Annotated in this window: 15 protein-coding genes; 9 read left to right on the top strand and 6 right to left on the bottom strand. The window is 44.6% G+C overall.

Going from position 1 to position 23,877, the window contains the following annotated elements:
• Positions 1 to 6: 6 nt before the first annotated feature.
• Positions 7 to 1,305, bottom strand: coding sequence for an AAA family ATPase (locus QUB61_RS10475; RefSeq protein WP_333129904.1), 1,299 nt, complete (start codon positions 1,303 to 1,305; stop codon positions 7 to 9).
• A gap of 47 nt (positions 1,306 to 1,352) precedes the next feature.
• Between QUB61_RS10475 and QUB61_RS10470 the strand changes: the two genes are divergently transcribed.
• The 3 genes from QUB61_RS10470 to QUB61_RS10460 all read left to right on the top strand — a co-directional run bounded on the left by QUB61_RS10470 (position 1,353) and on the right by QUB61_RS10460 (position 7,482).
• Complete coding sequence (locus QUB61_RS10470) at positions 1,353 to 2,333, top strand: M28 family peptidase (RefSeq protein ID WP_333129906.1); 981 nt, start codon at positions 1,353 to 1,355, stop codon at positions 2,331 to 2,333.
• 186 nt (positions 2,334 to 2,519) lie between these two features.
• Entirely contained in the window at positions 2,520 to 6,320 is a 3,801-nt protein-coding gene (locus QUB61_RS10465; RefSeq protein WP_333129909.1) for a hydantoinase B/oxoprolinase family protein, read from the top strand.
• Positions 6,321 to 6,357: 37 nt separating this feature from the next.
• Positions 6,358 to 7,482 carry a three-Cys-motif partner protein TcmP gene (locus QUB61_RS10460; RefSeq protein WP_333129911.1) on the top strand — a complete coding sequence of 375 codons (1,125 nt, stop codon included), beginning with the start codon at positions 6,358 to 6,360 and terminating at the stop codon, positions 7,480 to 7,482.
• Here the strand turns inward: QUB61_RS10460 and QUB61_RS10455 are convergent.
• Complete coding sequence (locus QUB61_RS10455; RefSeq protein WP_333129914.1) at positions 7,463 to 8,251, bottom strand: phage Gp37/Gp68 family protein; 789 nt, start codon at positions 8,249 to 8,251, stop codon at positions 7,463 to 7,465. The two genes, QUB61_RS10460 and QUB61_RS10455, sit on opposite strands and share 20 nt — an antisense overlap.
• A gap of 217 nt (positions 8,252 to 8,468) precedes the next feature.
• Between QUB61_RS10455 and QUB61_RS10450 the strand changes: the two genes are divergently transcribed.
• Positions 8,469 to 9,116, top strand: a complete 648-nt coding sequence (locus QUB61_RS10450) for a sigma-70 family RNA polymerase sigma factor (RefSeq protein WP_333129916.1) — start codon at positions 8,469 to 8,471, stop codon at positions 9,114 to 9,116.
• A gap of 175 nt (positions 9,117 to 9,291) precedes the next feature.
• The gene (locus QUB61_RS10445; RefSeq protein ID WP_333129918.1) at positions 9,292 to 9,615 is read left to right on the top strand and encodes a 2Fe-2S iron-sulfur cluster-binding protein; all 324 of its coding nucleotides are present in this window, start codon (positions 9,292 to 9,294) and stop codon (positions 9,613 to 9,615) included.
• Between the two features lie 604 nt (positions 9,616 to 10,219).
• Here QUB61_RS10445 and treS read toward each other — a convergent pair.
• Positions 10,220 to 13,603, bottom strand: a complete 3,384-nt coding sequence (gene treS, locus QUB61_RS10440; protein ID WP_333129922.1) for a maltose alpha-D-glucosyltransferase — start codon at positions 13,601 to 13,603, stop codon at positions 10,220 to 10,222.
• Between the two features lie 577 nt (positions 13,604 to 14,180).
• Between treS and QUB61_RS10435 the strand changes: the two genes are divergently transcribed.
• Positions 14,181 to 14,411: a photosystem II protein, Psb35-related gene (locus tag QUB61_RS10435; RefSeq protein ID WP_333052866.1), complete on the top strand. Its 231-nt coding sequence runs from the start codon at positions 14,181 to 14,183 to the stop codon at positions 14,409 to 14,411.
• Between the two features lie 217 nt (positions 14,412 to 14,628).
• Here the strand turns inward: QUB61_RS10435 and QUB61_RS10430 are convergent, their stop codons facing one another.
• Positions 14,629 to 17,550: an AAA family ATPase gene (locus QUB61_RS10430; protein WP_333129924.1), complete on the bottom strand. Its 2,922-nt coding sequence runs from the start codon at positions 17,548 to 17,550 to the stop codon at positions 14,629 to 14,631.
• A 728-nt stretch (positions 17,551 to 18,278) separates the two neighbouring features.
• Here QUB61_RS10430 and QUB61_RS10425 point away from each other — a divergent pair.
• From QUB61_RS10425 to QUB61_RS10415, 3 genes are all read left to right on the top strand, one after another.
• A complete protein-coding gene (locus tag QUB61_RS10425) occupies positions 18,279 to 19,694 on the top strand; it encodes an MBOAT family O-acyltransferase (protein ID WP_333129926.1) in 1,416 nt (471 codons plus the stop codon).
• 5 nt (positions 19,695 to 19,699) lie between these two features.
• The gene (locus QUB61_RS10420) at positions 19,700 to 20,671 is read left to right on the top strand and encodes a DUF459 domain-containing protein (RefSeq protein ID WP_333129928.1); all 972 of its coding nucleotides are present in this window, start codon (positions 19,700 to 19,702) and stop codon (positions 20,669 to 20,671) included.
• 272 nt (positions 20,672 to 20,943) lie between these two features.
• Positions 20,944 to 22,722, top strand: coding sequence for a hypothetical protein (locus QUB61_RS10415; protein ID WP_333129930.1), 1,779 nt, complete (start codon positions 20,944 to 20,946; stop codon positions 22,720 to 22,722).
• Positions 22,723 to 22,835: 113 nt separating this feature from the next.
• Here the strand turns inward: QUB61_RS10415 and gloA are convergent, their stop codons facing one another.
• Both gloA and QUB61_RS10405 read right to left on the bottom strand, forming a co-directional pair.
• On the bottom strand, positions 22,836 to 23,264 hold the full coding sequence (gloA, locus tag QUB61_RS10410) for a lactoylglutathione lyase (RefSeq protein ID WP_333129932.1): 429 nt from the start codon (positions 23,262 to 23,264) through the stop codon (positions 22,836 to 22,838).
• 97 nt (positions 23,265 to 23,361) lie between these two features.
• Positions 23,362 to 23,874, bottom strand: a complete 513-nt coding sequence (locus QUB61_RS10405; RefSeq protein WP_333129935.1) for a cupredoxin domain-containing protein — start codon at positions 23,872 to 23,874, stop codon at positions 23,362 to 23,364.
• Positions 23,875 to 23,877 lie beyond the last annotated feature (3 nt).

Here is a 23,877-nt window from a genome sequence, read left to right as displayed (position 1 = left end):
ATCCTATTAAAAATTATTAGGAAGCCCTCCGATATAGCCCCTCAAAAAAGCCTCAGATAATTTTACAGGTTCTTGTCCTTCGAGAGGTTCAGGTTTGAGAATGCGTCTAGCTTTAGTATGCCCTAATTGGTTGCGGTAGATCGCAAACAGCCGCTGTTGATCGTCATCTAAATCCAAACCGTCCAAAACTGCCGGGTTGTGGGTTGTGAATATAACTTGTTTGTCGTGTTTTTTTGCTAATTCGACTAATTCTTGGATTAATCGGCGACACAATCTGGGGTTGAGGGAAGCGTCAATGTTATCTATTGCAAAAAAACTCGGCGTGAGATCGCTAATGAACAAGGCAAAGTAAAAGAGTAAAAATAAAAAGCCTTCATTAGAATTTCTTTGATCGAAATAACTTAAATCAATGTCTAAATATTTATCTTTTATTAGGAGAGAGCTTTGCATGGGTGATAAATTTTTAGGCACTTCAAAATCTTTAAACCAATCTATCAATTGCAGCTTTTCTTTAATTTGATTGAGTGGATTTGGGTTTTCCTCTGACTTCAAAACCTTTATCAGTTTAAATAATCCTTCACCATTAATGCCTAGCGGTTGAATTTGTCCTTCTTTTTCAAAAGTGCGTAATGCTTGGTTTTCGGGAGAGTAAATTGTAAACTTACTGAAATTAGAGCCATCACTCAACTTGTTAATTGAATTTTGAAATGATATAAAAGAAGAGGATATGATAGAGGACAGAATATCCTCAGTGGATATGTACTTTAAAGACTCTTTTCTTCTTTTTATTAATTCTTCTTGTATTAAGGTTTTAGATTCGTCTTTTGAATCTTCTAAAGAAATTTCAGGAAGCAGCGATGGGGATATGTACTTTAAATACTCTTTTATTATTTTTATTAATTCTTCTTTTCTTAAGATTTTAGATTCGTCTTTTGAATCTTCTAAAGAAGTTTCAGGAAGCAGCGATTTTGTTTTATTAATCCACTGAGAATACGGCAAGTTATCATTAGATAAGATACAACTAAAGTTTTCATCATTTCCTTTGATATCAATTTTGATATCTTTATCTAAATTTTCCTTTTCAAAGGCCGATCGCATAAATTGAGGTTCTGTAACTCTGATGCCCCGAGAACCTAAAAACTCGTTATCCAGCTTGTCATCAGCCGCAGCAGAAGCAAGGGCGATCGCCTCTAGGATATTGCTTTTGCCGCAGCCATTTTCACCGATCAATACAGTTACTCGTCCTAATTCTAGCTTCAGCTTTTGAATCGACTTATAATTTTCGATTCTGACTTCTCCAATCATAATTTAATCCCATATAATCTTAGTGTACTCATTGTATCTCCGATCGCATGGATCTCAAAGAACGCTTGCACAGCCATCTGATTCAAATTGTACGCGATCGCAACCCATACCTCGCATCCCAAGGGCATTTTTATGCTCAGCAATACATCCGCGAACAGTTGGCACAGTGGGGGACTGTAGAAATTGACGATTTTTCCGTGCGCGGCCGAATTCATCACAATTTGATTTTGGATTTACCCCCCCTTGCTAAGGGGGGGAAGCAAGAAGAATTACCCCTTGTTAAGGGGGGGAAGCAAGAAGAATCACCCTTTGCTAAGGGGGGGAAGCAAGAAGAATCACCCCTTGCTAAAGGGGGGAAGCAAGACAATCTGGGTCTTGAAAAGCATATTAAGAAGAGGTTGCCGCCGATCGTAATTGGTGCTCATTACGATACTGTACCCGGATCGCCTGGGGCCGATGATAATGCTACTGGTGTTGCTGTTTTGCTGGAACTCGCAAGGGATATCGCATCTGCGCCGCTCAAATATCCAGTGCAATTAGTCGCCTTCGATATGGAAGAATACGGTTATTTGGGAAGCAGTCATCATGCAGCTAAATACAAGCAACAGCAAGAGTCAATCCGGTTAATGATTTCTTTGGAAATGTTGGGTTATTGCAACCCTAATCCTAATTCTCAAAGCTATCCCGCTGGCTTGAAATATTTTTATCCAAATAGTGGCAATTTTATTGCTTTAATTGGCACTTTGCGGACGGTTCCCGATTTGATTAATTTGAGTGGCAAAATTCGCAAATCGGGTCAGCCCTGCGAGTGGCTGCCGGTGCCGAATCGAGGTTTAATTGTGCCGGATACTCGCCGCAGCGATCATGTTCCTTTTTGGGATAATGGTTATCCGGCTATTATGGTGACTGATACTGCTAATATGCGAAATCCGCATTATCATCGAGGAAGTGATAGGATTGAGACTTTGGATTTGGATTTTATGGCTGGTGTTTGTCAGGGGTTGGTTGAGGCTATTCGATATATATAGCAGTTTTATTTTAACGAACCGCGAAGGCGCGAAGGGCGCGAAGGAAGGAAAGAGAAGATGAGAGAGAAACAGATATGAGTTTTATGAGTCTGAGGTTCTGAATTTTATGAAATTTATGAATTGACTTTTAGATAATTTTGTTGAATAATTCTGAATCAGTCAAACAACAAAACTCAGGAAAAAGATATGGATGCTGATTTTCCCGATCGCACTCGCTGGCAATTCTGGATCGATCGCGGTGGCACTTTTACTGATATTGTCGCCAAGAGCCCCGACGGTAAGTTAGTCATTCACAAGCTGCTGTCGGAAAACCTGGAACGCTACACAGACGCCGCAGTTCAAGGAATGCGGGAAATTTTGGGAATTGCCGCAGATGTTCCCATACCCGCTGCACAAATTGAAGCGATTAAAATGGGGACGACGGTGGCGACAAATGCTTTGCTGGAACGAAAGGGCGATCGCACAATTCTGTTAATTACTAAAGGTTTCGGCGATGCGCTGAGAATTGGCTATCAAAACCGCCCGAATATTTTCGCGCGTCACATTGTTTTGCCCCAGATGCTGTACGATCGAGTTATTGAAGTTGCAGAACGCTACAGCGCTCAAGGTGAGGAGTTAGCTGCTGTCAATCCCGAGTTTATCCCGTCTTTGCAGCAAGCATACGATGAGGGAATTCGCAGTTGTGCGATCGTATTCATGCACGGCTATCGCTACTCGGAACACGAAAAACAAGTTGCTAAAATAGCGAAAGAAATTGGCTTTTCTCAAATTTCAGTATCTCACGAAGTTAGCCCGCTGATGAAATTAGTTTCGCGGGGAGATACTGCGGTTGTCGATGCTTATTTATCTCCGATTTTACGGCGTTATGTCGAACAAGTAACCAGTCAATTAAGAGAGGCAGAGCCTCTGGATATGGGTTCCCAGGCACAGCCTGGGAACGAGGCTGTTGGGGCGGGCACCGGGGCAGCGTCCCCTAAATTAATGTTTATGCAATCGAACGGCGGCTTAGTGGACGCGGCACAATTTCAAGGAAAAAATAGTATTTTATCCGGACCTGCTGGGGGAATTGTCGGTGCTGTTCAAACGAGCAAAAAGGCAGGTTTTGATAAAATTATTACCTTTGATATGGGCGGAACTTCGACAGATGTTGCCCATTTTAACGGCGAATACGAACGCGAATTTGAGACGGAAATTGCTGGGGTGAGATTGCGATCGCCCGTGATGGCAATTCACACTGTAGCAGCCGGCGGCGGTTCAATTGTCTTTTTTGACGGGGCTCGCTACCGCGTCGGGCCGGAGTCTGCAGGGGCCAATCCTGGGCCTGCTTGCTATCGCAAAGGCGGTCCCTTGACGGTGACTGATTGCAATGTGATGTTGGGGAAAATTCAACCGGATTTTTTCCCGAAAGTATTTGGATTGAATGCAGATTTGCCGATCGCCCCTGAGGTAGTAAAGCAAAAATTTGGGCAATTAGCGGGGGAAATTGGGGGCGAGAGGACGGCCGAAGAGGTGGCGGAGGGTTTTTTGGCGATCGCTGTGGAAAAGATGGCAAATGCTGTCAAAAAAATCTCGCTTCAGCGCGGTTACGATGTTTCGGAGTATACATTGTGCTGTTTCGGCGGTGCGGGCGGCCAACACGCTTGTGCGATCGCCGATGCTTTGGGGATGAAACGGGTATTTATTCACCCTTATGCGGGTGTGTTGTCGGCTTACGGTATGGGTTTGGCTGATGTGCGGGCTATTCGCGAAAGGGCGATCGAGCAACAATTAAATGCAGAATTATTAGCTGATTTACATTATATTTTAGCCGAATTGGAGGCTGAGGGAAAGAGGAAATTGAACCGCAGAGGCGCAGAGAACACAGAGAATGAGTCAGAGGTTTTAGTTGTTAGCAAGCTGCGCTTAAAATATCAGGGAAGTGACTCGGTTTTGGCGGTCAATTTTGCTGACAATATTGAGGCGATGCAGGCTGAATTTGAAGCAGCACACCGACAGCGTTACAGTTTTATTATGCCAGAAAAACCGCTGATTGTGGAAGCGGTTTCGGTGGAAGTTGTAGAAAGAATGAATGTGCCGGAAGCATCCACAATTTCCCCCTCTTGTGGCACAGGCATCTTGCCTGTGCAACCAATTTTGCAGACATTGGATGTGCCGGAAGCATCCACAATTTCCCCCTCTTGTGGCACGGGCATCTTGCCCGTGCAACCAATTTCAACGGTGCAAACCTATGTGGCTGGCGGGTGGCGGTCAACGCCTGTTTATCAGAGAGAGGATTTGCGATCGGGCGACTGCATAGAAGGCCCTGCTATGATTGTTGAAGCTACGGGAACTAATATCATAGAACCGGGCTGGGAAGCGGAAATCACCGAAAATAACGATCTAATTTTGAACCGCAGATGCACGCAGATGGACGCAGATAATATCCGCGTTCATTCGGGTTTGTCTGCGGTTAAATCCGATCCGGTTTTGCTGGAAATTTTTAATAATTTGTTTCGGGCGATCGCGGAACAAATGGGCGTCACATTGCAAAACACAAGTTCCTCAGTCAACATCAAAGAACGTCTCGACTTTTCCTGTGCAATTTTCGACAAAAACGGGCAATTAGTTGCCAACGCGCCGCACATTCCCGTACATCTGGGCTCGATGAGCGAAAGCGTTGAAGCTTTAATTTTAGCACAAGGCAATGCGATTCAACCCGGCGATGTTTATGTTTCTAACAATCCCTACAACGGCGGCACGCATTTACCAGATATCACCGTTATTACTCCAGTATTCGAGCGTGATTCCTCCCTTCCTTTGTTTTATGTTGCCTCGCGGGGACACCACGCCGACATCGGCGGCATCACTCCCGGTTCCATGCCTCCTAACAGTACAACAGTAACTGAAGAAGGTGTATTGCTTGACAATTTCCTGTTAGTAAGCGAGGGCAATTTTCGAGAAAAAGAATTACTAGAAATTCTGACCGTGGGTAAGTTTCCTGTTCGCAATTACGCTCAAAATATAGCCGATTTGCAAGCACAAATTGCTGCTAACAAGCGCGGCGCCGAAGAACTGCTCAAAATGGTAGAACATTATGGATTAGAGACTGTGCAAGCTTATATGGGCTTTGTGCAAGACAATGCGGAAGAGTCGGTGCGCAGGGTAATTGATGTTTTGCAAGATGGCGAGTTTACTTATCCGATGGATAGCGGCGGACAAATTAAGGTAGCGATTACAATTGACAAATCTGCGCGGAGTGCAAAAATAGATTTTACTGGCACTTCAGGTCAACAAACCAACAATTTTAATGCTCCCGCAGCCGTGTGCAAAGCCGCTGTTTTGTATGTTTTCCGCACCTTGGTAGATGACGATATTCCTCTCAATGCGGGCTGTTTGAAACCTCTCGAAATTATCAATCCCGAAGGCTGTATGCTGAATCCTCGCTATCCAGCGGCGGTAGTTGCCGGAAATGTGGAAACATCGCAGAATATTACCGATGCTTTGTATTGTGCGTTGGGAGTGATGGCGGCTTCTCAGGGAACTATGAATAATTTTACCTTTGGAAATCAGCGCTATCAATATTATGAAACTATTTGCGGCGGTTCGGGTGCTGGTGCAGATTTTGACGGTACGGATGCGGTTCAAACTCACATGACTAATTCGCGTTTAACCGATCCTGAAGTATTAGAATGGCGGTTCCCGGTGTTGTTAGAAAGTTTTGAAATTCGGGCTAATAGCGGGGGAAATGGATGTCATCGCGGCGGTAATGGAGTTGTGCGGCGTGTGCGGTTTCCGGAGGCGATGACGGCGGGAATTTTATCGGGGCGGCGGGTGATTTCTCCTTGCGGTTTGAATGGGGGTGAAGCGGGGAAAGTTGGGCGGAATTATGTTGAAACGGTTGATGGAAAAGTTGAGGATTTGGGGAGTACGGCGACTGTGGAAATGCAGCCCGGGGATGTGTTTGTCATTGAGACTCCGGGGGGCGGAGGATATGGTAGTATTATGTAGCAGCAGTAAAATGAACTAGAGTGTAGAGGTAACAGTCATGGCTGACAGTTCTTTTTTTGATGAGTCCCGAGATAATTCTTTAGTGAAATCAGAAATAGTTGCTAAATACTTTTGGGCCTGGGCAAAGGTGATTATACCAACAGCCAAGAAATGGAGTAATAAAATTGCCTATATTGATTTGTTCTCTGGGCCCGGTCGCTATAAAGACGGTTCTAAGTCTACTCCATTACTTATCTTGGAACGTGCTATTGCCGATCCAGATATGTCACAAATGCTAGTAACGTTGTTTAATGATAAGGACTCAGATAATACTCAGTCTCTCCAGCAGGCTATAGAATCAATTCCCGATATAGGAAGATTAAAGCATACACCAAGAGTTTTGAACAAGGAGGTTGGAGAAGAAATTGTCCAAGCCATTCAACAAATCAATAATGTTCCTACACTATTCTTTATCGACCCTTGGGGTTATAAAGGCTTGTCTCTTGGGCTAATTGGAGCAGTTATTAAAGATTGGGGTTGCGATTGTATATTTTTCTTTAATTACAATAGAGTAAATATGGGATTGCCTAACGTTTCTGTAGACAAACACATGAACTCTCTATTTGGTCAAGAGCGAGCTAATGCGCTTCGGGAACAACTAAAATTGAAACAACCGTATGAGCGAGAGTTAGTTATTGTAGAGGAGATTTCCCAGGCTCTCAAAGAAATAGGTGGCAACTACGTTCTTCCCTTTTGTTTTAAAACGGATACAGGAACCAGAACTAGCCACCATCTAATTTTTGTTTCTAAGAATGTGCGTGGTTACTCAATTATGAAAGAAATTATGGCAAAGGAAAGCTCTAGTACAGAGCAAGGTGTACCATTGTTTGAGTATAATGCAGCCACACAATATCAACCTTTACTTTTCGAGCTATCACGACCACTTGACGATTTAGAAAATATGCTATTGCATGAGTTTGCCGGTCAAACACTAACAATGGAAGAAATTTATAATCAGCATCATGTTGGCAAGCGTTACATTAGTAAAAATTACAAGGAAGCTCTCCGAAAACTCGAACAACAAGGTAAAATCATAGTAGATCCAGATGCCAGTAAACGAAGAAAGTACAAAGGAGAGATTACATTTGGAGAGCAGGTGAGAGTTACCTTTTCACCAAAGTAGGTATTACTACTTTATTTGACTTGCGACTCACACTCAAAGTGTAACCATTCCATTGCTTTTGGTGCTGTCCCCATGCTTCTGGCATCTCATCCCAGATTTTTTCATCCAGAAGTCGCCCACCAGCTTTAGGTGTTCTACCTCCCCATTGCTTGAAGAAAAACGCTACTTCAGCTTCCTCACACTGCTGTTGAATACTCTCAACCCATTCTGCTTGCATGGGACGGTTTTTTTGTCCAGATTCTCCCCCAACTATTACCCAATGAATGCCTTTTAAATCAATATCCAAAGCACCTAAAAGCGGTTCGCACGAGAGAAATCTGACCTTGGCAGGTACTTTTCGCAAACAATCAATCCTGTCAACGTACTTTTGATTTTCAACAGACACTCCCATCCAAATGTTGTCATGCCAGTCTAATTTATCTGCTAGTTCGAGAAGGCGTTCATGTCTTTTTGTCAGAATTTGATATACGTGCCAAGGAGTTTCTCGAATAACTTCAAAAACTTCTTGAAGGAATGAAAAAGGAACTTCTTCGTGAAATAAATCGCTCATCGAATTCACGAAAATGCGGCTCGGTTTTCGCCAGCGTTTGGGTTCTTGCAGCCGCTCGCGATGTAGTGTTAAATCAAAACCGTTAGGAAAATTAGTATGAAATCGTTTTGTTAATGCTTCAGCATAACAATGCGTACAACCGGGACTGACTTTATCGCAGCCAGTTGTTGGATTCCACGTTCTGTCGGTCCATTCGATACCAGTATTAATGCTAGACATACAAGAAATTTACCATTTAAACAACCTTTGTAGGTTACGGTGAACCAATAAGATTCGCTCTATTAATTGAGGTTTATTCACCGTAACCTACAACTTAATTATATAATTAATTTGACTTTATTATCAACATATTTTTTAAGCACTTGCATCAAATGTATATCGTAGTGTAGAATCGGGCTGCACCAGCATTTATTACCAAAACCGTTACAGAACAATTGTGCAAACACATAATTTTTCAGAATTCAACCATCCTGTGGTCAAATCCCTGTTTCACCACAGCGATCAGGAATTATTGACCCTGTTTCAAAACCATCCCGATCAAGGTAGGTTCTTCACGGCAATTTTTTGCCGCTACGCTCAAATTGTCCACTCCCTGATTCGCCATTCGGTGCGATCGCCCGTACAAGGAGATTACCTATTTGCCCACACTTGGCTGCACATCTATCACGAACTCCGAGGCCTGGATTTGCGCCGCGAAACCCAAGAGTCTGATGGCGAAAATCTCAGTCTCCAAAACTGGCTGATTAATGTCACCGCCGTCTGCATCAATCAAGCCGAATTGCCCCCTGTTGAGTCGATTCACTACTCTTTGCAATCGGCTTCGCCTCCCCTCTGGTGTTACGTCAAACAAGCCTTAGAATTGTTAGCGCCTCTGCCCCGTTTAGTCGTGTTGATGGCTCAGACTTTCCGCTGGAGCGAAACTCGAATTGCAGCTTATTTACAAGCAGAAGGCGAAGCTATTTCGCCCGCTCAGGTAAAGGCTTTGCTGCAAAAAGGATATCAAAGTTTAGAATCCAACTTGCCGGATGATATTCGGGCTATTTATCTAGATGAAAATCTCGATTATCAAGAAGAACTTGTCTAGTATAGCGATCGAGTTTGTGGCTTCTCAAAAACCCGGTGTTTGGAAAATACCGGGTTTTTTTAGCTATCATGTATAGCGGAATGTGCTCCGTGGGCACCCTACATTTTGATTTTTTGTGTAAATTGTAATCATCTATTTTGGTTGAATACCAGCAATCCCAATATAAGAGGTGGAAATGGCTGTTTATCAAGTTCGGTTGGTGAATGAGGCGATCGCGCTCGATCGCACGATCTCCGTACCAGACGACCAGTATATCTTAGATATGGCAGAAGATGCCGGCATCCGCTTGCCGAATGGATGCAAGCAAGGAGAGTGTTCTGCTTGCGTTGTCAAACTGCTGAGCGGTGAAATCGACCAAAGCGAACAAAAGTTTTTGAAGCCGTCAGAATTGCAAGCTGGCTACGCTGTTACTTGTGTGGCTTACCCGCTTTCTGACTGCACTTTGTTAACTCATCAAGAACAAGTTTTATATCAAACATCTCTTTATTTAAAGCCGTAAGTATGGAACGATTTAAAGATACTCGTGAAGACATCTACTCATTCCAGAATGAATTTCTGGTGCGATGCCCCTTTTGTGATTCATGTGCGATATTGCGTTGTATCGATCCCGATCAGGTCGATCGCTTGGCTCCTCGGAGATTTTCCTGTACAGCTTGTGGTTCCTCAAAAGATTGGTCTAAGCAAAAGATTGAAAGCTGGTATAGTAGGCCAGGGGATGACTATTTAGGCTATCCTCTGTGGCTTGAAACTTCCTGTTGCGGTGATACGCTTTGGGCTTACAATCTTCGACATTTAGAATTTATTGAGGCCTTTGTTCGGGCAAAGCTGAGGGAACGAAAACCTCATGAAATTCATGGCTGGTCCAATAAGAGTCTGTTCTCTCGACTTCCAAAATGGATACAATCAGGTAAGAATCGAGAAGAAATTATCAAAGCGATCGCAAAGATAAGTGAATCAGTTGTGACTCCTACCTAATATTCGCCGCTGTCCATGGTTTTTCAACCAGATTTCGTGTCATGTAAGGTGCGTGACTCTCAAAAATCGGGCCGCCACTTGAGTGGCTAGAAAGTCACGCACCCTAATGAGTATAGATAAACCCGCCCTTATAAATTCAGCAATTGTAGAATCCGCTGAAGCGGAATTTGCGCCCAATCCAAGCGGTAATTGAGTTCGTAGGCTAGCTCGGCAACCGCTTTTTCCAAAATGTAAGCATCTAGCAAAACTTGTAGTTCCGGTATAGATTTGGGCAAGAAATTTGCATCGGCTGCTGTTACCAAATAGCTGTTAAGAAAAGTGAGGCTGACCCAGCGGTGCCAAACATTCGCCCACTGCTGCATCTCCGGGAGATTTTCAGGGCGAATCATGCCACTTTCTACTTCATTGCGGAGTGCCAAAGTAACAGCGAAACTTAAAGATTGCAGCATTCCCGCAACATCTCGCAGGGGCGACCTCTTCATCCGCCGCTCGCTTAAGGGTCGATCCCGTTCTCCTCCGAAATCAATAATTACGAAGTCTTTGCCTGTATAAAGAACTTGCCCGAAATGAAAGTCCCCGTGACAGCGAATTCTATCAGCCGTGATTCTCAAGTTCAAAATAGACTTGAAACGTTCCATGAGCAAATCTTCGCGGTTGAGGAGCTTTTGCGCCGATTTTTGTATTTCTGGCGGCAGTTTGGACAGCCGTTTTTTGACCTCCAGCAAAGTTCTTCCTGCCAGATTTCTCATGTGCTGATAGATGGAACGCTGGTAAAAGGAGGTGAAGCTTTCTGGGGCAAAAGCGGGATTTTCTGTGTCTGAAGCTAAAGCGAGGTGAAGTTCGGCTGTCCGCTTACCTAAAAGTTCGGCTGATGCTAAGTAAGAGCCGATGAGTTCGCGAGCTAATGGCGGAATTTCTAGGGATAAATCCGCTACTAGCGAGTTTGACTGCCGCTGCGTCGATCCGGTCAAAGCGGTCGGTAAATAATTTTCGGGGGAAATAGATAAATTTTCGCCGGAATGCTTTGCTTCTACTGTCATTACTTGCTCGAAATAGTCGCGCAGTGTGTCTAATGTATAAGACCAAGCGTCTACGCTGTCGGGGATTAATTTTTGTAGTATTCCGACTGTAATGACTTGTTTTCCTGGTGTGTGATATTCCAATGCTCCGGCAATTGGAGCGTAGTGTTGGATCGAGTTGCGCTCTGTTAAAAATCGTCCGATTTCTAATTCGGGGTTGATTCCTTCCTCGACTTTTCGCAATATTTTCAGGACGAAGCGGTCGCCGTAACCTGCGGATGTATTGCTTTGTTCTTTTTTGAACAGGTGAGGTTCGAGCTGCGATAAATCTTGTTCCGATCTGAATGCACTGTCGGCAATTCCTACCAGTTTACCTGCTACACCTGTGTAACTGCGAGAATTGCCGATCGCCCCCAGCAGCGCGCTCAGAAAACCTTTGTCCCCTGCTGCATCAAATAGTATCCCGACTTCCTTGTTGGTTTCTGGGAACTGCAGGCGCGCGATCGCCCGCTCGTCCACATCGCCTTTCATCTCTTCCCAACCTAAAGGCAAAACGTAAGTTTCCGGCATACCTTCAGTATAATTCAACTGCAAAAACAGAATATAAACTTTAGATTCCTCCCCGGCACTATCTTTACATTCAACAGGTACAACCTCACTTATTTCTAATGATTGAATTGTCCGGTCTGTACCGCTATACCAGCGATTGCGTCGCAAGTATTCCGGCAAAAGATTGACCAGCATATCGCTTAACTGACTTGTAGAAAAAGCCGTTTTCCAAGTACCTATGACCGCCAAATTAGGCAAGCCTGTGTTAAAACCGTTCACCAAAAAATCTTCGTGTTTAGCACTAAGAGTAAACCAGTAAAACGTGTGAGGGCTCAAGCTCAAAAAGTAAGGCAACTCGCCAACCGGCGGAAACTCAGTGCGGCCGAAAATCTCCTCTGGAATAGCACCTTTAAAGGGCGAAAGGTCTAATTCTGCCGTCTGCACGAAGCGCGACAAATTAGCCACTACGAGGATGTGTTCGTCTTGATAAGTGCGCACAAAAGCTAAAACTTTGCGGTTTTCCGGGTACAGAAACTCGCAAGTTCCGCGGCCGAATGCTTGGAAGCGCTGCCGAATTGCAATTAGGCGTTTCATCCACCACCAAAGAGAACTCGGATTCGCCCGCAGCGCTTCCACGTTAATAGATTCGTAGTGATATTCAGGGTCAACAATTGGCGGCGCGTAAAGCCGCTGCGGGTTAGCGCGGCTGAAACCGGCATTGCGATCGCCGCTCCACTGCATCGGAGTTCTCACCCCGTTGCGATCGCCCAAATAGATATTGTCTCCCATGCCAATTTCATCGCCGTAGTAAAGCACCGGCGTACCCGGAAGAGACAGCAGCAAAGCATTCATCAACTCGATGCGGCGGCGGTTATTTCCCATCAAAGGAGCCAAGCGGCGGCGGATGCCCAAATTAATTCTCGCCTGAGTGTCTTGAGCGTAAACCCGATACATATAATCTCGGTCTTCATCACTCACCATTTCCAGCGTCAATTCATCGTGATTCCGCAAAAATAAGGCCCACTGACAGTTATTAGGAATATGGGGAGTTTGCTGGAGAATATCGCTAATTGGGAAGCTATCTTCCATATACAAAGCCATAAATAAACGCGGCATCAGCGGAAAATGAAAGTTCATGTGACATTCATCCCCAGCAGCGTAATATTCAACCGCATCTTCCGGCCACTGATTCGCCTCAGCAAGCAGCATCCGGTTCGGGAATTTCTCATCTACGTGCTTCCGCAAGTGCTTCAAGAATACGTGAGTTTCTGGCAGGTTTTCGCAGTTAGTACCTTCGCGCTCGTACAGGTAAGGCACCGCATCCATGCGCAGTCCGTCTACTCCCAGTGCCAACCAGAAATCTACCACATCTAAGATGGCTTGGCGGACGGCGGGATTGTCGTAATTCAAATCGGGTTGGTGGGAATAAAAACGGTGCCAGTAATAAGCTTTTGCTACCGAATCCCAAGCCCAATTAGAGGTCTCAAAATCTTGGAAAATAATCCGAGCATCTTGATATTTTTCCGGCGTGTCGCTCCATACATAAAAATCTCTTTCGTTACTGCCTTTAGGGGCGCGGCGCGCTCGCTGAAACCAAGCGTGCTGGTCGGAAGTGTGGTTGACAATTAACTCAATAATGACCCGAATTCCCCGCTGGTGCGCTGCTTCTAAAAGATCTTTAAAATCTTCTAATGTGCCGTAAATTGGGTTGACGGTGGTATAGTGAGATGTATCGTAGCCGTCGTCTCGGAGCGGCGAGGGAAAAAATGGCAGTACCCAAATTGCTGTTACTCCCAAGTTTTGCAGGTAATCCAGTTTTTCTGTCAGTCCTCGAAAGTCGCCGATGCCGTCTCCATTGCTGTCTGCAAAAGCGCGAACTGGTACTTCGTAAATAATCGCGTCTTTGAACCACAAGGGGTCGTTATTTAACATTGAGTTTGGCATAATTTTTAGGGTTGATTGGTAATTGGGAATTTGTACTTAGAATTTGGTAATTTGGATTTGTTATTTCAAATCCAAACTGATAAATCATAACTCATAATTTGGCCGCGGTTCCTCAGGCGAGCCGCAGAGTTTTAATCGTAATTTTTTCACGCAAAACTTATCACTTCTTAACTATAAAACCTCAACACTCTGTTTTGCTATTTCGGATACAGTTCACAATCCCGGTACCGATGCAGGGTGCACAGCCGAAAGACCGGTGCGCGGTGCACACCCTACCAAGGCGTGTCAACTTAAGCCTGAAACCCCTCTGTATCTCTCGCTGGTAGCCCAGTCTAGATCCCCCTAAATCCCCCTTGATAAGGGGGACGAAAGAGAACACTCTTGCCCCCCCCTTATTAAGGGGGGCTAGGGGGATCGAGCCCTTGTTGACACTAAGCACACCCTACAGACGAAGTATCAGGGGCGGTATTTACTACCTGCCGGACGGTTGCCACGACATAAGACTACCTTGACCTTAATGGCTAGCTATTGTTACATTTGTTTACATAAAGCAACAAAAGTTAAGGAAAAAGCAAAAATGACAATTGTAATCGCTCTTTTAATCGTCGGCTGGGTAGCGGCCTCAGTCATTGGTACTCAAGCATATTTCCTGGGCGAACAGTCAAAGCCCATCCACGAGCGGAATTGGAACGATGAATCTTTTGAAAAATTGGCTGTAGCAATCACAGCCACAGAGATGGATTACAGCGTTCGCGTTCCCGCCTACAGCATGGATGCTTACGGCAGCCGCACCATCTCGAATTCCTGATATCAAGTAACAGGTTTCACCATTTTCAATAACAGGCAGGATGCCGGTTCCTAATTTTCAATAACAGGCAAGATGCCTGTTCCACAAGAGAATTGATGGTTTGTGGAACAGGCATCTTGCCTGTTCCTAATTTTCAATAACAGGCAGGATGCCTGTTCCACAAGAAGACTTATTATTTGTGGAACAGGCATCCTGCCTGTTCCTAGCTGTTCGGCAACTACAAACTATTACCGACTAGCGCTGGGCGAAATTCTTTTTTGCGAAATTGCAAAGTGTTATTTTCACAGTCGATCGCAATTGTATCGCCCTCGACAAACGCATTTTCCAGAATCTTGTTTGCCAGCGGATTTTCCAGCTCCCGCTGGATGGCACGTTTTAAGGGGCGAGCGCCGTAAACCGGGTCGTAACCAACATCTGTGATATGATTTTTCGCCGCATCCGACAGTTCCAAAGTAATTTTTTGCTCTGCCAACAAACGCTCGATCCGCTTCACTTGAATGGTGACTATTTGCCGCAATTCGATCTTGCTCAAAGTGTGGAACAAAATTATCTCGTCCACCCGATTGAGAAATTCCGGCCGGAAGTGCGATCGCAGCGCTGCCATCACCCGTTTTAACATCTGTTCGTACTCTTGGTCTGTCTCCCGTTCTTGAGTCAATAAATTTTCATTTTCGCTCTTGTCTGGAGTATCGACTCGCTCGGCCGACACCTCAACAGTACCGTCGGCAGCTACTTTATAATCTGTCTTTTGACTTGACAAATCTTTCGTTTCCTGCTTCCGAGTAGCAGGTTTTTTGGGGGTTTTTTCCTTCTTAGTAAACACGTCTAAAATGTGGTCGCTGCCGATATTGCTAGTCATCACAATTACGGTATTTCTAAAGTCAACCACTCGACCTTGAGAATCGGTAATTCTGCCGTCATCCAACACTTGCAGCAAAATGTTAAATACGTCCGCGTGCGCTTTTTCCACTTCATCAAACAGCACTACCGAATAAGGATGTCTCCGCACTGCTTCGGAAAGTTGTCCCCCTTCATCGTAGCCGACATATCCGGGGGGAGCTCCTACCAACCGGGAAACGCTGTGTTTCTCCATGTATTCCGACATATCGATGCGGACGATCGCATCATCGCTGTCAAACAAAAACTCCGCCAACGCCCGCGCTAACTCAGTTTTTCCGACGCCTGTCGGGCCCATAAACAAGAAAGAGCCGATCGGCCGGCCGGGGTCTTTCATGCCCGCCCTCGCGCGCCGAATTGCCGCTGCCACGGCTGTTACAGCTTCCTCTTGACCGATGACTTTTTGGTGCAAGTGTTTTTCCAATTGCAGCAATTTTTGGCGTTCGGATTCTAACAACCGGTTAACCGGAATGCCCGTCCATTTAGCGACTATTTCCGCAATATCGCCCTCAGTAACTTTTTCGCGCAGCAGGGAAGAACCTTGAGCTTGCTGTTTCAAAAGTTCCGCTTCTTTCGCTTCGCGATCGCGCACCGCAGTTTCCAGCTTGCCGTACTTTAACTGTGCGGCTTTATTCAAATCGTAAGCCCTTTCTGCCTGTTCGATTTGGACTCGCAGTTGGTCTTCTTCTGCTTTCAATTTATTGATTGCATCCAACAACTGCTTTTCGCCCAACCACTGAGAGGACAATTTTTCCTGCTTGACTTTTAAAATGTCAATCTCCGATGTGATGCGTTCGACGCGGAAGCCGAGCCCAGGGGCTAGAGCGCCTTTTCCTTCGCCTTCGATCGACAATTTTTCCATTTCCAACTGCATCACCCGGCGATCGATTCCTTCCAATTCCACAGGTTTAGAGGTAATCTCCATTTTCAAGTGGGCGGCCGCTTCATCTACCAGGTCGATCGCCTTGTCCGGCAAAAATCGATCGGAAATATAGCGAAAAGACAGAGTTGCAGCAGCTACCAGGGCCGAATCAGTAATTTTTACCCCGTGGTGGCGTTCGTAACGGTCTTTCAATCCGCGCAAAATCGAAACAGTATCTTCAACGCTCGGTTCGCCGACAAATACTTGTTGAAAGCGGCGTTCCAAGGCAGGATCTTTTTCAATATTCTTGCGGAATTCGTCGAGAGTTGTAGCGCCGATGCAGCGCAATTCGCCTCTGGCCAACATTGGTTTTAACAAATTTCCCGCATCCATTCCCGAACCGGAACTGCCACCGCCGCCAGTGCCGACAACGGTGTGCAATTCGTCAATAAACAGGACAATTTGCCCGTCGGAATCGATGACTTCCCGCAGCACAGACCGCAATCGTTCTTCAAATTCGCCCCGGAATTTTGCCCCAGCAATTAAACTGCCCATGTCAAGGCTAAATAGCTGGCGATTTTTCAAAGATTCCGGTACGTCGCCGTTGACAATTCGCTGGGCTAAACCTTCGGCGATCGCAGTTTTTCCGACTCCGGGATCGCCAATTAACACCGGATTGTTTTTTTGGCGGCGGGAAAGAACTTGCACCACGCGGCGGATTTCCTCGTCGCGGCCGATTACTGGGTCGAGTTTGCCGGCCTTGGCGGCTTCTGTCAAATCGCGGCCGTACTTGCTGAGGGCGTCGGAGTTAGCTTCGCCCTCTTGATCTTGGGCTTTACCGTTGCGGAGGCTGGCTTTCCCGGTTTCGGAATTTTTTTCTTGGACTTTAGTAGTGGCGCGGACTGATTTGATGGCTTCTTCGAGTTTTGGCCGATCGATCGTACCGGCTGGGGGTTTGCGATCGTAACCGGGGCGGCCCGGCGGCCCGTCGCCTTTTGTCAGCAACCTGCGGCCGACTCGTTCGTCTTCTACTAAGCCAATTAATAAATGTTCAACGGCGATAAAATTATCTTGCCAAGTCGCTCTGGTGGCCTCGGCAACATCTAACATCACTTCTAAGCCGCGGCCGAGGTATAGTTGGTCAGCGTTGGCAACTCTGGGCTGTCGTTTGGCAAAAGCATCTAACTGCTGGGCCAAGCGGGGGGCATCGACTCCAGCTTTGCTGAGAATGCTGTTGGCTAAGCCTTGCTGTTCGAGAAGGGCGATGGCTAAATGTTCAACCTCTAGCTGCTGATTGGCAAAGCGGCGGGCTACATCCTGGGATTTGACAATGGCTTCCCAGGCTTGATCTGTAAATTTGCTAGGGTCTGTTGGCTGCACGTTGGTTCCTCGCAATCAAGGGGATTCCTGTTGTTATCCGTTAATACATCGTCTCTTGACACTCCCTGACCTAAAGGACAAGGATTCTTAATTCAGCGACTGACCTTAAAATGTTGCGTCCTTTCGGCAATACTCAAACTTTTTAACCGTAGAAATCCTACCAATTAACGAGCCTGATTCGCAGCCACCCTCCTAGGGTCTATCTCCAAAAGCGTACTAGGATATTTACCTAGAGTTCGGGTATGCCCTACCCTACTTAACAAGACTAAATAGTTTGTTTCTCTGGTTAAAGGAACTGTGTTAAGCCCCTAGCTGTTTATAGAGTTTTCGCCGCTCTTTGTCCCCCGGTTTACGCCTCACAGTGTGTCGTTAACTGTTTTTATGCACTATGGCGCAGGAGTTTAACCTTGACTACTCTAGTATACTAGAACTTTCCTGATTTTTATTCAGGGATTTAAGAAATTAAAGCCGTCCTAGAAGGACAGGGTTTTCGACCCCATTTCCTTGATAACCATCATAATCTTTAAACACGATTGTGAATTTCTGAGTACGGTTAACCCAAAGAAAGTTGTGACATAATTGACCTCTTGCAAAAGCTTAAAGTCGGCAATCCACCCCGAAAGTTGGTGCGGTCAGACTCCTTGCGGGCGATTCCCTTCAAGATAGCAACGCTTGCGCGTACTTATAAAAATATTGCCAGAAACAAAATTTTTAAGCGGCTGAGATTTATGCTATTTCCCACTTACCAATTTCTAGTATTTTTCCTAATTATTTTTAGCGCGATCGTCTCTGTGAAACCCCAAGTCGATTTGTATAAAATTGTCTTGCTACTTTCCAGTTTATTATTTTATTCCTTTTGGAGTTTCGACTTTCTCTTGCTGCTCGTTTTAGGTACTGCCTACAATTATATCATTCTCCGGGCGGTCGGCAACGGCAAATATAAAAAACTTGCTTTAATCTCGGGGATAATTTTCAACATTGCCAATCTCGGCATCTTTAAATATTGCAACTTCTTTGTAACTTCTTTATTTGAGGTACTGAACCAGCTACAAATTCCAGCCAGCTTTCAAGTTTTGCAAATAATCGCCCCCGTCGGTGTGTCGTTCTACACTTTTAGAATGATTTCCCATTTAATCGACTGCTACCAGCAAAAAATCCCCTGTCCGAAATTTGTAGATTACGCCGCCTACATTACCTACTTTCCCCAAATTGCCTCCGGACCAATCTCGCGACCTCGCGAATTTTACTCGCAGCTAAATTCCGCAAAAAAATACGACTATCAAATCGAAGAAGTTATAGTTTTGATTTTATCAGGACTCTTCAAAAAATATACTTTATCGAGCTTTTTGTTTAACTTCACTCAACTGCCCTTTAAAGTTCCCCAGCAGTACAGCAGCATCGATTTAATCCTCGCGGCAATTTCCTATTCCTGTTTAATTTACGTAGATTTCAGCGGCTATTCGGATTTAGCCAACGGCATCTCCTGTTTGCTGGGTTTCAAACCCATCGCCAACTTTAATATGCCATACCGATCGCTGGGCCTGCAAGAATTTTGGAAAAGGTGGCACATCAGTCTTTCCGAGTGGCTGAGGGATTACGTTTACTTTCCCTTAGGGGGCAACAGATACGGCAAGTTGAGGAAGTACCTAAATCTATTTTTAACAATGGCTATCGGCGGATTTTGGCACGGCGCAGGTTTAAACTTTATTTTCTGGGGAGCAATTCACGGTTTAGGATTAATTGTCAACCATTTATGTAAAGATATCCCCCAAGCTATCCACTTTAAATTAGACTATGCCTTTCCCAGATTTGCTAAATTTTGCAGTTGGCTGTTAACCTTTAGTTTTGTTACTTGTAGCTGGGTATTTTTCGGCACTCCCAACTGGGAAACTGCGGTGATTTTTTTGCAAGGAATTGTCCATCCTACCGTCGCCACTTTTCAATTTAACTTTTGGCAATTGTATTTAGTAATTGCCGTCATTGGCGCGCTCAACTTGTGGGGCGATCGCATCGCCCAACTATTGCAAACCGTATTGTCATTAAAAAACATTTTCTTTCGGGTTGTCTTAGTTTCGCTGCTCGTGTATACTATCTTGATGTTGGGGCCGAGTACCGTCCCGCCTTTTATTTACTTTAATTTCTAAGAAATATGAAAGACCGGGAAATTTTGCTGATAGTTACTTCTGTAATTCTCACTTTAATATTTTCAAACTTATCATTATTTCTGAAAAGCTTTTCTTCAACTCCTTTCGCCAGTCCAGAAATCAAACAAGCAGCGCGCCAGATCGAAATAGAGGGTTTCAGGAAATCCGAACAAGATTTTTGGAGCAAACTTAAAGATATTAACTTCGATAGCCCCTCCAAAAAATCCGAAGTTCCTCCGGTCAAAACCGAAACAAAAGCGGCCGTCCTGCCCCAAAAGCCTGCTAAAAAACCAACCCCAGCTAAACCCAAACTGACCAGACCTTATCGAAAATTTTTATTTATTGGAGATTCCGTAATGTTCGACTTAGGAATTAAACTCCAGTACACTCTCAAGCAAAAATACAATATCGCCGATACGAAAATTGACTACAAGGTATCGAGCGGATTAAATCGGATAGATTATTATGACTGGTATGCGAGAACTCGCCAAATTATTAATGATTACCAGCCGGATGTAGTGATAGTTTTGTTCGGAGCAAATGACCCTCAAGATATCACTGATTTTCAAGGAAAATCTCGGGTAATTATGACTAAAGAATGGCAAAAAGCTTATCAACAAAGAGTAGAAAAATATGCCAATTTACTTGATTCGTCATCGGTGAGAAAAGTGTATTGGGTCGGTCAATCGATACCTAACAAATCTTGGTATCTCAAAGCTTTTCCCATCATGAACGATATTTATAAAAATGCCAGCAAGTCTTCAGCCAAACTCGAATTTATTTCTACTTGGGACACTTTTGCACAAGCCGGAAAATTGGTGACTGTAGTTGCTGATAAATCGGGTAAGCGAGGCTATGTAAAAAATAATGATGGCTTGCACTTTACCTCCCACGGAGCTCAAATTATCAGTGATTTAATCATTGACAAAATGGCGAGCGACAAAATCTTAAAAGCTCCGAAAAAGAAATCATTATAGTAGGTTGGGTTTCGTGACCCAACGTAAAAATTTGATATTTCACCGATTACTGCAAAATTATATATATTTAGTTCGGGATGAACATTTGCCTTGCTAAGCCCGGTTGAGAGGGAAAATCAGCGCTTTAGTCATGAGAAATTTACTCGTGAAACCGGGTTTCTAGTTCCCTATGCGTCCAAGACTAATATTGACAAAAAGCAGCAGTAGATGTAAAGTTACATTGAGAATCAAACAGCGGTGTCAATATCTACTAATTGTCATAGCGAAAAATTATGACGAGCAATCAATGGAAACCCGATCGCACCAGCATCCCTAAATCAATGGAATGCAGTGGCTCAGCGCTAATCTTCAGTCTCAGTAAATATACTCAACCTTGGCAAAGAATAAACATAGTTGAAGGAATCCTGCAACAGTGCGGACTCGAGCCTTTTGCTGAAGTTTTGGGCGTACCGAAAACCGGAATATTAAGGGGAAACATACCGATATCCTTCAGAAAACCGCATCCGAATTTGCTGTTTCGCGCTTTGGCAATTCAGGCATTTGGGAAGGTGGGAGATGGTCTGATATCAAGTGAGAGAGCAGCGAGAGCAAAGGATTTTAGCAAAAAGCTGCTGGCGGCGTTAGAAGTGGAAGTGCGAGGGGGAGCGACTCCTTTAATTCGGTGGTCTGTGGCTGTTAGTATTAAGTCAATTTGGTTGGATGAAGCAAGGCAAGGGCAAGGCAAGGAAGGTGCTGTAAATGTCACAATCAATGCAGGAGAAATTGAGCGGCAGGTTGTAGAAGAGCAAATTAAAGTGTTAGCAAGCAACAAATTTGCTTTGGGCGACAACAGCAGAAATGACAGCAGTAAGGAATATGAGAATTGTCTCGATTTTTGGATGTACGGCCCGAGCTGGCTGCTGCCGAGCCTGCCAATGGATTGCGAGGAATATCTGTTTTGGATCGAGCGAGTATTTGCTGCGATCGCACTTACGGGCGATCGGTACAAAGGTCAGGCCGAAAACGATGCAGCGGTAACAAACTTTTTGGAAGTTGCGGCAAATAATTTTAATGACTTGGAATTCTCCAAAATACTTGCCAAAATTTTTGAGTTCCTGAACCACCCGGAAGCGAAAGTCAAAAATCTAGCGGCAATTATTTTAGAACCTTACAAAGACAAGCTTGAGGGAAAATCGGCGCTGATTATGACAGCGATCGTATATAAATTTAATGTAAAACATCAGCGCTTAGAAGGTCTGACTCTTCCCGAAATTGAGGAGTGCAAAGCGTCACTGTATCTCGTGAAAAGGGAAATTGACGACTTGTATGGTGAGGCTTTGTCGCTGTGCGACGATCGCGAGGTCGAGCTCGCAAGTTTCTTGTCAGCTAAACAAAGGCAATACCAAAATACTGTAGAGGAGCAGATAAACAATCTCAGCAAGTTCGTTAAATCGATCGTAGATTGCCAGAGATTGTTAAATGCTAATAAGGAACTTTTGTATTTGACTGTAGATATGCTGGAAAAATGGGATTATACCCTAGGCACTAAACTGGCTGCGCACAGCAAAAAACTCCAAAAGCTGAGCTTTGACACAAGCACCTCCGAGCAGTGCATAAACCTCGACAAGGAACTCAATTCTATCAAAGATTCTTTGCAGAATACTTTGTATGAAGTCACATCAAATATTAACAGCCAAATTAGAGAGTTAGAACTTTCTATTTCCAAAAATAGCAAGACTTCAACAGATATGTTTAAGTGGATGTGGCTATTGTTCGCGGTGGGGGTTCCAGGAGGGCTGTTTTTGTATTTTTCGGACTCAGTGATTAAGTCGATATTCCTGGTCACCGAGACAAACGAAGTTCTACTTTATTGGGCTATTTTATTTGGTGTGATGGTGGTATTTTTGTTAGTATTAGCTGTATTCTTTTCGGCGATGGCTGCTTCAGACAATCGCCGAAAATCTCAATTAATTCCTAAATTTGAGAGCTTAAGCGAAATAAGCAGCAGTTTTTCTAGTTTGTGGAAAAAGATTTACTTGCAGCAGTTTGTACCGTCGGTGCGATCGAATTAAAAGTGTTGAAAACCCCCTCGCATCCCCTCAGTACGGTGCGTCAGAGAAAGAGTTTCAATCTAACTCAAAAAGTTTGTTTCTGACGCACCATACCAGGACGAGCAGGACGAACTCTAGGATGCGGTCGCCGCACTTACTTTCTGACTGCTGCTGTTTTGATTTCCCAGTTGAATTAATTCAACTTTATATCCATCTGGGTCTTGCACAAAAGCGATGACAGTTGAACCGTGCTTCATCGGCCCGGGTTCCCGAATAACTTTACCGCTGCGGGCTTTAATTTCTTCGCAAGTACCGTAAATGTCGTCAACGCCGATCGCAATATGACCGTAAGCATCCCCCAAATTGTACTCTGTGACCCCCCAGTTGTATGTTAATTCCAAAACTGTAGTGTCTGATTCGTCGCCGTAGCCCACAAAAGCCAGAGTAAATTTACCATCTGGATAGTCCTTTTGCCGCAGCAATTTCATGCCCAGAACCTCAGTGTAAAATTTGAGGGACTCTTCCAGGTTGCCGACTCGGAGCATCGTGTGTAGTAGTTGCATTTACCTCACTCCAAATTTTTTAAGCTTTCATCTATTTTAGCGATTTCTTGCTGAAAAAACTCGCGCCTCAACCGTCGCAATTGCCGCAGCTTGTGATTTAGCTTTGTACTTCCACCACACCCCTAAACATATTCATGCCGCAAGTAAAGAGGTATCGTCCAGGTTTTTGAGGGGTGAATTCAACAGCAGTTACCTGATTTAGAGGTAATTCTCGCACAATTTGGAAATCTGGTAACAACACTTTTTCAAGACAACTATTGGGGTCGCGCCTCAAGAAATTGAGCCTCACTAATTGACCTGCTTTCACAACTACAGTGGCAGGCTCATAACCCCCGTCTACAGTAATAGTCAACTCTTGTATCCCCTGAATATATTCCGCTTGCTGCCCTTTAGCTTTACTGAACAAAAACCACCACAATTCCAAACCAATTAATGTCAAACCACCTATTGTGACGCCAACTTTTAAACCTAGTGGCTGTTCAATGCTGCGGAATTGAGTCGTTGAAGTAGAATGCTGGACGGACATTTCGGAAGCTTGAACTCCCGATGCCATTCCCATCACAAGTCCTAAACTCGCGAGACTTCCCCAAATTTGACTGGGCTGTAACATTTT

This window comes from Microcoleus sp. C2D2 (assembly GCF_036702495.1).
Taxonomy (GTDB): domain Bacteria; phylum Cyanobacteriota; class Cyanobacteriia; order Cyanobacteriales; family Microcoleaceae; genus Microcoleus.
This window is presented reverse-complemented; position numbering and strand designations above follow the sequence as displayed.